Consider the following 13,543-nt stretch of genomic DNA (forward strand, 5'->3'; position numbering starts at 1 on the left):
TTACAAACGAACATTGGATAATAAAAAATGACTGATAATCAGTCATTTTTATTGACATTATTTTTCTTATTCTATAACATAATAATTAAGTAAGGCAGAAGTGAGGGATTGCATGTCAAAAGAAGAAAAAATTATTCAAGCTGCCATTGAGGTTTTTCGAGAAAAAGGTATAGAAAAAACAAAAGTTTCAGATATCGTTAAAGCTGCTGGGATCGCTCAAGGAACATTTTATCTTTATTTCCCATCACGCCTTTCTGTGATGCCTGCTATTGCAAAAAATATGGTAGAAAGAATTATTGCTACCTTAGATGAAGGTATTTCAAGTCATAAGCCCTTTGAACAGCAACTTGAAGAGGTTGTGGAAATGGTTTTCTTAATCACGAAAGATTATGGAGATATCGTTGCACTTATTTATGCAGGTATTGCGCAAACTGAGCATTTAAAAGAATGGGAAAATATATATGCACCCTATTATGACTGGATGAGTCATTTCTTATTATCTGGCCAGCAACAGGGAATGATACGTGATTCAATTGACCCAACACGTTCTGCTAAACTGATGATTGGTCTAATTGAATCTGCTGCTGAACAAATTTATTTATTTGATGATAGCAAGGACGAAACAATGAAATTGCTCAAGCTTGAGCTTATAGACTTCCTATCTCACGCACTTGGCCTACGTCACCCATAAAAGTGACGTTCTCTTTTATCCTGAAAATGACTGAATGTCAGTCATTATATTACCTAATAGAAAGGATTTTATTGATGAAAAAAGAATGGATGTACGTCGTTTTAACAAGTTTATTTGAATTGCTTTGGGTATTTGGCTTTAACGTAGCAAGCTCATGGTGGCATTGGATAATTATTGTGACAATCATTGCTATAGATTTTCATTTCTTATCGAAGGCTTGTGAGAGCTTACCTACTGGTACAGTCTACGCTATTTTCGCCGGAGCAGGTGCAATCGGTACCACATTAATGGATATTTTCATTTTCGAAGGAGAATTTAATGCCATTAAAGGACTGTTCATGATTATTTTATTATTAGGTGTGATTGGTCTAAAATTAGCGGATAATTCCTCTAAAGAGCAGGTGCAAACGAAAGGAGAGAATGTATAATGGGTTGGGTACTTATTATCTTAGCTGCATTGTCTGAAATTATAGGTGTGATTGGCTTACGCTTCTATAGTCAGCATAAAACATTACGAAACTTAATGTTATATATTGGTGGTTTTGGTGTGTCCTTTGCCCTTTTATATGCATCCTTCAACTATTTGCAGTTAAGTATTGCCTATGTTGTTTGGGTAGGAATTGGTACTGTTGGAGCTGTACTCGTAAATATCATTTTCTTTGGCGAATCCAAAAATCTATCACGTATTATCAGTATCATAGCAATTATCGTAGGTGTAGCAGGCTTAAAAGCAGTATCTTAATGGCTTTACAATATAGGACGCCACTCTTAAATCGGAGGCGTCCTGTATTCATCTTATTTAAAATGGCATGACGAAGAATGGGAGTAATTAAGATAAAAATTCATAAATACCATCCGCGATAAATTCTGCAGGTCCACGCATCCAGATATGATCATTGTCAGCCCATCGTATGACTAAGTCACCGCCACTAAGTTGGACTACTATCTCTTCTCCCTTCTGACAAAAACCATTTAATATAGCAGCCACTACCGCTGCACAAGCACCTGTCCCACATGCCTCTGTTATACCCGAACCTCGTTCCCAAACGCAGCATTTTAATGCCTTCTCATGAACAACCTCTACAAACTCAACATTGCAACGATAAGGAAATCTCATATCGTTTGCTATAATACCGCCTAATGTTCTTAATGGTGCTTGCTCGATCGCATTCACAAAAACTACAGTATTCGGATTGCCCAAAAACAAAGCAGTTACCAAAAGAGATTGTTGGGGTAAAGGAAATATCTCATTGATGACAAGCTCATTTGGGTTTCCTAACATCGGAATGTCTTTGCGCAATAAGAGAGGTTTGCCCATATCGACAATCACTTCTATTACACGATTTTCTTGCACCACTACCTGTGCCAGCATAATCCCGGATTTCGTTTCAATCGTAATTAGCTCTTGTCGTACAATGTGACGTTCAAAAATATACTTAGCAACACAGCGAAGACCGTTACCACAATTTGTCCCCTCAGATCCATCTTTATTAAATACACGCATACCACAGTCAGCAATTTTAGAGGGTTGGATAATAATCAATCCATCTGAGCCAATACCAGTATGGACATTGGCCATTTTTTGAGCCAATTCACAAAAGATATCTTCCTTGTAATCATGTTGGAAAAGATCAAGGTAGATATAGCTGTTGCCAATACCATGCATTTTCGTAAAGGCTATTTGCATACAGTCACTCCTTAAAGGATGTTTTATGTATCTAATAGAAGATGACACTTTTCTATATTTGGCTAAACCCCTTCGTGAACTGTTCAGGAACATATGTAAGATACGGCTTCCCTGTCATTGGATGTATTTGAATATCCGCAAAAACACCAAATACATCTTGCAGCACTGTTGGCGTAAGTACTTCCTCTGGTGTACCATGACAAACTATTCGCCCTTGCTGTAAAACGTAAATTTGATCGCAATACATAGCAGCAATATTCAAATCATGTAAAGCTGCTACTACGGTTAAATGCAAAGTCTGAATTAAATCCATAAGTTGAAGTTGATGTTGAATATCTAAATGATTCGTCGGCTCATCTAATATTAATATCTGTGCTTGTTGAGCGAGTGCCCTTGCAACCATGACACGTTTTTTCTCGCCACCAGAAAGTGAACTAAAGCTTCGTTTCTCTAAATGCGATATGCCCGTTTGCCTAAGAGCCTCTTTAACAATTTGAAAATCTTTCTCTTGATCAAGCTCTAACAGCTTTTTATGTGGGGTTCTTCCCATACTGACTAGATCATGCACAGTGAAATCAAATAATACGGGTGTCTCTTGGCTTACAACAGCCAAATTTTTCGCAATTGCTTTGCTTGATTGCTTTAATATATCTTGCTCATTTAATACTACCGATCCACTTTCAGGTTTTAGGAGACGATACATATTTTTTAACAATGTTGATTTTCCGCTCCCATTAGGACCAATTAATCCAACAAATTGCTTTTCTTTTATTTGAATGCTTACATCATGCAGTATACGCTGATCGTAAATGGAGAATGATACTTTTTTCGCTTCTAATGTCATGGAAGTTAATCTCCTTCACCGAAAGAATAGTTGTTACGACGGAGAAGCCAAATGAAAAATGGTCCTCCACAAAAAGCTGTAATAATACCAATTGGCATTTCCTGAGGAGCAATAATAATTCGAGCAAAGGCATCTGCCCACACTAAGAATATTCCACCTATTAAAGCACTGATAGGTATTACGTATTTATAGTTTGAGCCCACAATTAAACGCACAATATGGGGAATAATCAATCCCACAAATCCTATAGAACCACTAACTGCGACAAGCACACCTGTTAATAGAGATACTAGTAGTATTAACTGAATACGGAATTGCTGAAGATTAACGCCTAATGTCACTGCCGCCTCTTCTCCTAGTAATAATAAATTTAAATTGCGATAGTGTAGCCACAGTAGCCCAAATACAACCAAGAATACGAAAGCTGGAATCACAATATTATTCCATTTGGCTCCAGCTAAACTACCTAGCATCCAAAACATAACAGCCTTTAAGGCCCCTTCTTGCTTTGACATCATTAAAATAAAGTTAGAGATAGCCGTTAAGATAAAGGACACAGCCATGCCTGCCAATAGCAAGCGGAAAATAGAGACACGCCCCCCAACACGTGATAAGAAAAAGACAAGTGCAATGGCAAGTAATGAACCGAGGAATGCGGATATTGAAAGAGCGTAAATACCTAAAAATGAAAAGGCTCCTAAAATAATCACAGAAGTAGCTCCGACAGCTGCCCCTGAAGAAATCCCTAGAATATACGGGTCTGCAATAGAATTACGTACTAGTGCCTGAATGGCTGCCCCTGCAATAGCTAACCCCGCTCCTACTATCACAGCTAGCAAAACACGAGGTGCTCTTATTTGCCAGATGATGATTTCCTGAGAGCGACTCCAATCTTGCTCGATCGAATTTTGTATAAAAGGAATTTTAGAAAGAATAACTTTCCATACATATAACGGTGTAACTGAAACTGAGCCAACCATTACAGCAAAGGTCATTGAAACAATTAATACCATGAAAAGTACGAAGGAAAATAACATAAATTTTTTATTCATCTGTTTTAAACTCCTACTGAATATTGATGAATGAAGCAATAAAAAAAGGTATCCCATGCGAAAATGCGCATAGAAATACCCAAGATTAAACAAAGTCAGAAAAATATCCAGCTATTGTCCGTAATTGCTTGCATCCTCGTGGGCATTACAGGTATTACTAAATGGCAGGTCTCCTGGCTTCGATTCACTATCCTATAATTGCCTTCCCATTCTTAAACAGTGGCAAATCATATTATAGGATTCCTCGTTACAGTTGCGGGACAGCGTCGGACTTCCACCGACTTCCCTTTTAAGTGACATTCAAAATGTCACACCAATAGTATTTGAAGTTATAAAATTGTGACGGTTCTATCATACATTTTTATAGATAGATAGTCTACTTCAATTTAATCCAACAATTGAGTTAACTTATTTAAATAATAAGGTTGACACAAATACATTCGTTTTTTACACTAGCAGTAATAACTTATAAAACGAGGTGAAATCATGGCAACTGTTACACAACATAGTCACCATAAGTTAAGAACTGTTGACATTACCTACATTGGATTATTTACAACGTTAATGATGGTGGGTGCTAATATCACTTCCTTTGCACCTTTTATGGTAGTTGGTGGTGTACCCATTACGCTTCAAACCTTCTTTGCAATTTTAGCAGGGCTTATTCTTGGTAGTAGAAAAGGTGCGCTTGCCTGCACAATTTATATGTGCGTAGGATTGGCAGGAGCTCCTGTCTTTGCTCGTTTCGGGGGTGGAATTGGCCAAATTTTAAGCCCTACCTTTGGGTTTATTATTACTTTTATATTTGCGGCATTTGTTGCGGGGTTAATCGTAGAACGAAGCGGAACAAAGAAAAGTTTTATCGTAGCTGCTTTGGTAGCAACGGCTATAAATTATTTGATAGGAACAAATTGGATGTTTTTTGCCTATAAGCTATGGGCAAGTGCGCCAGAGAATTTTTCATATAAGCTCGCTTGGCTTTGGATGATTCCTCCACTACCAAAAGATATTATTTTAGCTATTTTTGCTGGTATCTTCGCCCATAGATTACAAAAAACATTGAAGATCATGCCTATTCAATAGCATATCTCCCCGCCAGACTAAAGAAATGTTTTTCATAGGTTATATCCATCGTTTCTGCACATTTATTTGCTACATTAGGAGCACATAGTGAGGAGGATATCATATGAAATTCAATAAAAGATGGTCAGTCGGACTATTATCAGTAGTCGCTCTAATTAGTTTATCGGCTTGTACAGAGGATCAAACAAATCCTGCGTCCACTTCTAATGAAGCTGCTGAAGAAATGGATCATTCTACAATGAACCATTCAAGTTCTGGCGAAGTACCAGTAACGTTAAAAAAAGCTGAAAATCCGAAATTTCCTATAGGAAGCACAGCCATTATTACAGATGGACATATGGAAGGTATGAAAGGGGCCGAAGCAACAATAGTAGGTGCCTATACTACAACTGCCTATGTTATTTCCTATGAGCCTACAACTGGTGGAAAGCGAATAGAAAAGCATAAGTGGGTAATTCATGAAGAATTAATTGACCCACAAGAAGCACCACTGGCTCCTGGAACAGAAGTAAAAACGGACGCAACACATATGGAAGGTATGGAAAATGCGACTGTCCTTATTGACGAGGCTGTGCAAACAACTGTATATATGGTTGATTATACTTCCACTACAAGTGGTGAAGCTGTAACAAATCATAAATGGGTAACAGAAGAAGAGCTTAGTCCAAAATAATAGAAATAACCTCTACCTTCAATTCTGGTAGAGGTTAATTTCTAGCTTTTATGTTCCATTTGCTTTCTCTTTGCAGACTTATGCCATTTATAGCCGATGCCCCAAACGGTTTGCAAGTAATCATCCGCCGGAAAACCACTTTTTCTTAATTTTTCTCGTAAATTACGTACATGTGAATCAATGGTACGATCTTCAATCGTTACATCATATCCCCAAACGGCATGTATAAGGTGTTCTCTAGAAAATGCTCTATTTTGATAATCTAAAAATAGGGCGAGCATGGCAAATTCCTTTGGTGTTAATGGAATTGCCTTATGCTGAAAATATACTTCAAAGGACTCTCTATCTAAACAAAGCCCTTCAAAGTTAATCACTTTTTCTTCAGATATCGTTCTTCTTAATACAGCATGTATGCGTGCTAACAATTCTTCCTCATCAAAAGGCTTTAAAACGTAGTCATCAGCACCAAGATTTAAACCTTTTACAATATCAGCGTGTTCTCCTTTTGCAGTAAGCATAATGATAGGAACATCCCAAAACTTCCTAATTTCCTGGCAAACCTGCCACCCATCCATCTCTGGCATCATTATATCCAAAAGAACTAAATCCACATGCTCTTCTTCTAAAAAATCCAATGCCTCTTGTATAGAAGACATTGCTCTACAATTAAATAGTGGTTCCAAATAAAGGGTTAATAAATCTAACATTCTTGGTTCATCATCAATGCATAAAATCGTTTTCATTCATTTCTACTCCTTTAAATGATAATTCAAAAGTAGTCCCTTTATTTATTTCACTTCTAACCTTTATTTCTCCCCCATGTGCTTGTACTAGCTCCTTGACAATAGCAAGCCCAAGTCCAGATCCACCTAAAGCACGACTACGTGATTTTTCCACTCGATAAAACCGATCAAAAATATACGGTAAATCCTTCTTTGGAATTCCTTTCCCTGTGTCTTCAACGATGATGCTTAAAATTCCACTGTCTTGTTTTACAGTGACTGTAGTCATATCTCCTGGTGCACAATAGATTAATGCATTATTTAATAGATTAATCAGAATTTGCTCAAGTCTTGCTTCATCTGCACATAGTGTTAAGCCATTATCACAACGTACAACTAAATAGATACCTTTATCTTGAAAAGCGGGACTTAATTTTTCTTCAATGCTTGTAAAAAACGGCTCTAAATGTAAGCAATGTTTTTCAATTACAAATGAGTTTTCATCCATTTTCGCTAAATCAAATAAATCTTTGATTAATCTAGAAAGTCTATTTGTTTCTTCTATTATAATAGCTAAATACTTTTGACGATCTTGCCCTGTTAAATCCCGTTTAGCAAGAATGTCTGTATAGCCTTTAATAAAAGTTAGCGGTGTACGAAGCTCATGTGCAATACTCGATAAAAACTCCTTACGCTCTTGCCTTAGATGATTTAAATCATTGGATAAAAGCTGGATAGCATTTGATAAATCCCCAAGCTCATCTTTTCCATTCGTAGAAAGAGCAACTGTAAAATCACCCTTACTCATTTTCAATGTAGCCTCTTTCATTTGAATAAGTGGCTTAGCCAGCTTACGAGATAGAACAACAATGACTGCAATACTGACTAGACCAGATACAATACCCACGATGAGAAAATGCTTATTCAGCCGTTTCATTAATGCATGGATGGAATCGGTATTTTGAAACATAAATACATAGCCAATCGTTCCTTGCTGATTTTGAATAGGGCTTATAGTCGCAATTGCTTTAACTTCTTGCCAATTGTCTTGTAAAACCCTTCCTTCATAAGGTATTTCCCCCTCTATTTCACGAATCAGATCACTGATTTCTTGATGTGGCTGTGAGGATGCAAGGATTGTCCCGAAATGGTCAGTCACCACGACATCTGTACTTGCTTCTGATTCCATAAGAACGACATGTGCTAGTGTTTCATTATTGAAGTTCTGTTCTAATATAGTACGATGTGAATTTCCTCTCGCTTGTAAACGCTCTAGTTCCTCTTCCACTCTAGAATTCGTCAGGGAAACATGCAAAAAAAACATCATAAAGGTTTCAATACAAAACAATGTGATGAAGAAGATAATGCCCAGCTTTAATGATAATTTTCTCATCCGTAACCACCATTTTAGAATTTCTTAAAAGTATATCTTGAAAGTGTGAAGATTTCATGCAGAAGTAGCCAAACAAAAAATGCCCATAAGTATATTGTATACCTATGGGTCATACTATTGAACATTCATTAGAATTTGTATGAAAAAGGCTTGCTGTTTCACAAGAATTACCATCTTAGCAAAGATTTTATGGGTAACTAATCACTTCTCCAAGTGCCTATCCTTTCTCTAATGGGCTATTTTATCCGTTACTGCTAATATGAAAAATAATCTCTTGATGTATGGTTGATTGGAGAGGAGCTAGCTTCACAGAGTAGACCCTAGAGCGAACGGAATTGAGGGAAGCGGCATCGGACGCTAGCGGAACCGAAATCAACCATTCGCCTTAACAAAAGAGCTTTTTTTGCTAGTGACATCCTCTTTTTTTCAACAATATAACCCATAAGTATATTGTATACTTATGGGTTATATTTTAATTAAACGTATTTTTTTGCCCAACTTAAGAAATTATCAATAACTACGTCAAGGAATTTCACTGTACCTTCATCAGTTAAATTGCCTTCTTCATCAAATTTAGTGTGAACAGCACCAATATAAACGTCATTACCGCTAAGTAATGGTGAGTTAATGCCTGGAGAGAATAAAATATCACGTAAATGTAATTGTGCTTTTACAGTACCTAAGTTCCCCATTGATGCACCCATAATGATAGATGGTTTGCCAATCATTACTTTATCTACACGAGATAGCCAATCAATAGCATTTACCATAACCCCAGGAACTGTACCATTATATTCAGGTGTAACCCAAAGTACAGCGTCTGCAGCTTTTACTTTTGCTTTAAAATCAAGAACTGCTTGTGGAGCCTCATTTTCAATATCTTGATTATACATTGGTAGGTCCTTTAAGCTTAATACTTCAAGATCTAACTTTTCTGTATAACGTTTTTGAATAAATTGAGCTAATTGCATATTATAAGATTCTTTACGGATACTACCTACGATTGCTACTACTTTCATGATGTTTCCTCCTAAATGTACATTATTCATAGTATTTGTATAGCTATTGTATTTTATACCATTTCAATAATAAATGGCAAATTCTTCAACTGGCTTGCGATACCCACGTAATCGACGACTGCTTTCTTTTTCTTTCCCAATAGTAATCATTAAGGCTATTTCATGTGTTTCTGGCACATTGAAAAGCTCACGCATTTTCTGATTATCAAAGCCAATCATTGGGCAAGTGTCCCAACCACGATTTTTCGCAGCTAGCATGAATAACATTGCAGACAGAGAAGCATTACGAATGGCTTCATCTTTCATGAATCCTTCACCGCGATCCTCATAAAATCTTGTATTCTCTGCTACAATATCCTCTAGTTCACCCGCTGTAATTATGCCTAAATCCACCATGCCCTGACTTAACTCAGCAGTATTTTTATATGCTTCCTTGTCACCTAGTACAAGAATTACACCTGAAGCTGAATGTACTTTATATTGACCATATGCTGCCTCTCTCACCTTTTCTTTCATATCCTCATCCAGCACAACAATATAATTAGCATGCTGTAAGTTAAATGCTGAAGGGGCAAGCTTAACATCCTCCAAAATAGGGCGTATATCTTCTTCAGTCATTTTAACGTCCTTGATAAAATTATTAGCAGAGCGACGCTTATCAATCAGCTTGGAAAATTCCATTTTTTTATCCCCCAATACAGTTATGTATACATCCAGTGGGGCTTTGCTTTCCCAACTGGATGAAATTGTGTTACTCATATTCTTTATCGAACATAATGGAACTTCTTACAGTGTCAATCGGACGAACAATACTTTCAATCTGTTCACGTTTTGGTTCTAAAAATGGTGGTAATGACAGTTTTTCTCCTAATGTTTCATATGGCTCATCGCCCATAAATCCTGGACCATCTGTAGCCAATTCAAATAAAATCTGCGGAGCTACTCGTGCATACAATGATTCAAAGAAATGACGATTTACATAGCCAGAAGTGTGGAAACCAAAACTTTCGAAACGTGCAGTCCATTCATCTAATACCGAACGATCCTCTACACGAAAGGCAGCATGGTGAACAGTCCCAAAACCTTGACGAGCAACGGGTAACACTGTGTTGTGCTCGACAATAATCTGGGCGCCATTTCCTCCCTCGCCTACTTCAAATAAATGGAAGTCCTCTTCTTCTGCAATCTCTGTAAAGAGCATTACCTTTTCTAAAACATCCTTAAAGTATTTAAAATTAGCGACACGGACAAATACTGGTCCTAAACCTGTAATGGCATACTCAAGTGGGATGGGGCCATCCTGCCAAGGCGTACCTGCCGCCACACCTGTATTGTGCTCATCAGAAATTAACTGATAGTGCTGATCATCAAAATCTACGAAAGATAGTGTTTTTTTACCAAACTGTTCTTTCATACCTGTATGCTTCACATTTAAACGGTCAAAGCGCTTTATCCAATAATCTAAAGCAGCATCCGTTGGTACACGGAAAGAAGTCTTTGAAATTTCATTTGTACCATGTACACCTTTTGGGATATTAGGGAAATCAAAGAACGTCATATCTGTACCCGCACTACCCTTGTCATCTGCAAAGAATAAATGGTATGTTTGAATGTCATCCTGATTCACTGTTTTCTTTATTAAGCGCATTCCTAAAACATAGGTAAAGAATTTATAATTTTCTTCAGCACTACTTGTGATAGCCGTTACATGGTGTACACCTTTTAAATGATTCATAGTATGCTCCTCCTATATATCTCGATATCGAGATATATATTTAAATTTTTTTATTGGTTAGTGGCGTTCTTGCCAACTTTTTTAAGTGATAAAATCATGTTGTCCAGCTCCTGGGCTTCCAATACTTCAAATATCTCATTTATTTTCTGTTCATGCTTAGGGAATATTTCCTCCATCAAAACCTGTCCCTCAAGCGTTAGTAATACGTACGTAACACGACGATCTCTTGGACATGCCTTACGGTACACATAGCCCTTTTGCTCGAGCTTATCGATCACATAAGTAATACTACTGCTTGCAATTAATATTTTTTTACCAATCATTTGAACTGGTTGTTCACCATGGTGATACAAAAATTCAAGAACCGAAAATTCAGTTTGATTTAAATCGAATTGAAGTAAATCTCTTCTAGTTGCATCTTGAATCGTTTGATATGCTCGGAACAAGACCGTAAATGCTTTTAAGTTACGATTGTTTTGCTTCATACGACTCCCTCTTTTTACTTCGAATTTAATTATCTCTAATTCGAGATAATAATAACATATACATTTTTAAACAGCAAACAATTTGTTTCTTTATGTTTGCCATCTTTTCGTTCGGGTAGAAGGTAGTTGTAACTTATAAAGGAGGATTCTAAATGAAAAAAGATGTCAATCAAAAACAACAACAGCTAGAAGCATTCCGAGTAAGTGATAAAGATCAACCTCTCACAACCAATCAAGGATTAAAAATATCGGAAGATGAACATTCACTAAAAGCAGGTGAGCGAGGACCCACTTTACTAGAGGATTTTCATTTCCGTGAAAAAATGACTCACTTTGACCATGAACGAATTCCTGAACGAGTAGTACACGCACGTGGCTCAGCCGCTCATGGAATTTTTGAAACATATGAATGCGCAAGTGATATTACAAAGGCTCAATTTTTAAATGGAAAAGGCACTAAAACCCCTGTTTTTGTCCGCTTCTCTACCGTTGCCGGGTCTAAAGGCTCTGCAGATACTGTTCGTGATGCACGCGGCTTTGCTACTAAGTTTTATACACAAGAGGGCAATTATGATTTAGTTGGAAATAACATACCAGTATTTTTTATTCAAGATGCTATTAAATTCCCCGATTTTGTACACGCTGTAAAGCCCGAACCAAATAACGAAATACCACAAGCACAAAGTGCCCATGATACTTTTTGGGATTTCATTGCAAATAATCAGGAGTCTGCTCATATGGTTATGTGGCATATGTCAGATAGATCGATTCCACGAAGCTATCGAATGATGGAGGGCTTCGGAGTTAATACTTATCGCTTTATTAATGCCGAAGGAAAAGCCCACTTTGTTAAATTTCATTGGAAACCCGTACTTGGGGTAAAATCATTAGTATGGGATGAAGCACAAATCATTGCTGGAAAAGATCCCGATTTTCACCGCAGAGATTTATGGGAATCCATTGAACGTGGGTATTTCCCAGAGTGGGAGCTTGGTGTGCAACTTATTCCCGTTGAAGATGAATTCAAATTTAGCTTCGATATTCTTGATGCCACGAAAATATGGCCTGAAGAAGAAATTCCAGTACGCATTCTTGGGAAAATGACCTTGAATAAAAATGTGGATAATTTTTTTGCAGAAACGGAACAAGCCGCATTCCATGTCGGGCATGTTGTGCCTGGCATTGATTTTTCAAACGATCCTTTATTACAAGGTCGTTTATTCTCCTACACCGATACACAGTTAATACGACTGGGAGGACCTAATTTCCATGAGCTTCCTATTAATAAACCAATTTGTCCATTTCATAATAACCAACGAGATGGCTATGGCCGACAAACCATTAATGTGGGACAAGTTAGCTACCATAAAAATTCCTTAGCCAATAATACACCACATCCTGTTTCTGAAGCAGATGGTGGATATAAGCATTATGAAGAAAAAGTTGAAGGGCATAAAGTACGTGCACGTAGTGAGAGCTTCAAAGACCATTTTTCTCAAGCAAGATTATTCTGGCTTAGTATGACAGATATTGAGAAAAAGCATATTATCGATGCCTTTAGCTTTGAACTTGGCAAAGTAAAAAATAAAGCGATTCGAAAACAAGTTGTAGACATGTATGCTCATGTCAGTTACTCACTTGCTTCAGCTATCGCTGAACGTATTGGTATAGTTCCACCTGTAGAAGTGGAAGTACCACATATTCAACAAACTTCTCCTGCTGTTAGCCAAGTAATCAATGCAAAGGAAAGTGTCAAATCTAATAAAGTAGCTGTAATTGTTACAGAAAATAGTAGTGAAAAATTAAATGAACTTATTGCTACATTTTTAAGTGAAGATATCGTAGTTGAACTAGTAAGTAATAAACAAGGCATAGTAAGCGGCTATGAAATTCACGAAACATTTGCTACTACCTCCTCAGTTCTTTATGATGGGGTTTATGTTACAGGAGCCTTTCAGAATTCCTATGAACAAGCAAAAGCAGAACAGTTTATTGAACAAGCCTATCAGCACTGTAAAACAATAGGTTATACGGAAAATGTTTTATTTTTACAGCATATAGCCAATAAACATGGGGTTGCAACCGATCCAAAATCTTTTGTTCATGCCCTTGCTAAACATCGACATTGGGTACGAGAATGTAAATGAATGTAAAGCCAG

15 protein-coding genes and 1 riboswitch are annotated in these 13,543 nt (G+C 37.1%); of the genes, 6 read left to right on the forward strand and 9 right to left on the reverse strand.

Annotation, left to right across the window (positions count from 1 at the left end; all coding sequences use genetic code 11):
• Positions 1-112: 112 nt before the first annotated feature.
• From LBYS11_RS20320 to LBYS11_RS20330, 3 genes are all read left to right on the forward strand, one after another.
• The gene (locus LBYS11_RS20320) at positions 113-691 is read left to right on the forward strand and encodes a TetR/AcrR family transcriptional regulator (protein WP_048394966.1); all 579 of its coding nucleotides are present in this window, start codon (positions 113-115) and stop codon (positions 689-691) included.
• 74 nt (positions 692-765) lie between these two features.
• Positions 766-1,119 carry a DMT family transporter gene (locus LBYS11_RS20325; protein ID WP_054548870.1) on the forward strand — a complete coding sequence of 118 codons (354 nt, stop codon included), beginning with the start codon at positions 766-768 and terminating at the stop codon, positions 1,117-1,119.
• Positions 1,119-1,433, forward strand: a complete 315-nt coding sequence (locus LBYS11_RS20330; protein WP_103118876.1) for a DMT family transporter — start codon at positions 1,119-1,121, stop codon at positions 1,431-1,433. The genes LBYS11_RS20325 and LBYS11_RS20330 overlap by 1 nt, the downstream gene beginning before the upstream one ends.
• Before the next feature lie 87 nt (positions 1,434-1,520).
• Here LBYS11_RS20330 and dapF read toward each other — a convergent pair whose 3' ends face one another.
• From dapF to LBYS11_RS20345, 3 genes are read right to left on the reverse strand one after another with little or no spacing between them, the layout of a single operon-like run.
• Positions 1,521-2,378: a diaminopimelate epimerase gene (dapF, locus tag LBYS11_RS20335; RefSeq protein WP_103118877.1), complete on the reverse strand. Its 858-nt coding sequence runs from the start codon at positions 2,376-2,378 to the stop codon at positions 1,521-1,523.
• Positions 2,379-2,430: 52 nt separating this feature from the next.
• Complete coding sequence (locus tag LBYS11_RS20340) at positions 2,431-3,222, reverse strand: heme ABC transporter ATP-binding protein (RefSeq protein ID WP_048394959.1); 792 nt, start codon at positions 3,220-3,222, stop codon at positions 2,431-2,433.
• A 5-nt stretch (positions 3,223-3,227) separates the two neighbouring features.
• Positions 3,228-4,274, reverse strand: coding sequence for a FecCD family ABC transporter permease (locus LBYS11_RS20345; RefSeq protein WP_103118878.1), 1,047 nt, complete (start codon positions 4,272-4,274; stop codon positions 3,228-3,230).
• Between the two features lie 145 nt (positions 4,275-4,419).
• A riboswitch (cobalamin riboswitch) is annotated at positions 4,420-4,607 on the reverse strand.
• A 153-nt stretch (positions 4,608-4,760) separates the two neighbouring features.
• Here LBYS11_RS20345 and LBYS11_RS20350 point away from each other — a divergent pair.
• Both LBYS11_RS20350 and LBYS11_RS20355 read left to right on the forward strand, forming a co-directional pair.
• Entirely contained in the window at positions 4,761-5,357 is a 597-nt protein-coding gene (locus tag LBYS11_RS20350) for a biotin transporter BioY (protein WP_048394956.1), read from the forward strand.
• Between the two features lie 103 nt (positions 5,358-5,460).
• Positions 5,461-6,030, forward strand: coding sequence for a YdhK family protein (locus LBYS11_RS20355; RefSeq protein ID WP_054548875.1), 570 nt, complete (start codon positions 5,461-5,463; stop codon positions 6,028-6,030).
• A gap of 41 nt (positions 6,031-6,071) precedes the next feature.
• On the opposite strand, the gene LBYS11_RS20360 is transcribed toward LBYS11_RS20355, so the two are convergent.
• The 6 genes from LBYS11_RS20360 to LBYS11_RS20385 all read right to left on the reverse strand — a co-directional run bounded on the left by LBYS11_RS20360 (position 6,072) and on the right by LBYS11_RS20385 (position 11,384).
• Positions 6,072-6,773, reverse strand: a complete 702-nt coding sequence (locus LBYS11_RS20360) for a response regulator transcription factor (protein ID WP_054548876.1) — start codon at positions 6,771-6,773, stop codon at positions 6,072-6,074.
• A complete protein-coding gene (locus LBYS11_RS20365; protein ID WP_175400776.1) occupies positions 6,751-8,145 on the reverse strand; it encodes a sensor histidine kinase in 1,395 nt (464 codons plus the stop codon). The genes LBYS11_RS20360 and LBYS11_RS20365 overlap by 23 nt, the downstream gene beginning before the upstream one ends.
• A gap of 476 nt (positions 8,146-8,621) precedes the next feature.
• The gene (locus LBYS11_RS20370; RefSeq protein WP_048394950.1) at positions 8,622-9,164 is read right to left on the reverse strand and encodes an NADPH-dependent FMN reductase; all 543 of its coding nucleotides are present in this window, start codon (positions 9,162-9,164) and stop codon (positions 8,622-8,624) included.
• Between the two features lie 63 nt (positions 9,165-9,227).
• Positions 9,228-9,845 carry a nitroreductase family protein gene (locus LBYS11_RS20375; protein ID WP_004224402.1) on the reverse strand — a complete coding sequence of 206 codons (618 nt, stop codon included), beginning with the start codon at positions 9,843-9,845 and terminating at the stop codon, positions 9,228-9,230.
• A gap of 70 nt (positions 9,846-9,915) precedes the next feature.
• Entirely contained in the window at positions 9,916-10,899 is a 984-nt protein-coding gene (locus LBYS11_RS20380; protein WP_103118879.1) for a ring-cleaving dioxygenase, read from the reverse strand.
• A 50-nt stretch (positions 10,900-10,949) separates the two neighbouring features.
• Complete coding sequence (locus tag LBYS11_RS20385) at positions 10,950-11,384, reverse strand: MarR family winged helix-turn-helix transcriptional regulator (RefSeq protein WP_004224400.1); 435 nt, start codon at positions 11,382-11,384, stop codon at positions 10,950-10,952.
• Between the two features lie 152 nt (positions 11,385-11,536).
• Here LBYS11_RS20385 and LBYS11_RS20390 point away from each other — a divergent pair, with 152 nt between their 5' ends.
• Positions 11,537-13,531, forward strand: coding sequence for a catalase (locus tag LBYS11_RS20390; protein WP_048394948.1), 1,995 nt, complete (start codon positions 11,537-11,539; stop codon positions 13,529-13,531).
• Positions 13,532-13,543: the final 12 nt, after the last annotated feature.

This window comes from Lysinibacillus sp. YS11 (assembly GCF_002896375.1).
Taxonomy (GTDB): Bacteria; Bacillota; Bacilli; order Bacillales_A; family Planococcaceae; genus Lysinibacillus; species Lysinibacillus capsici.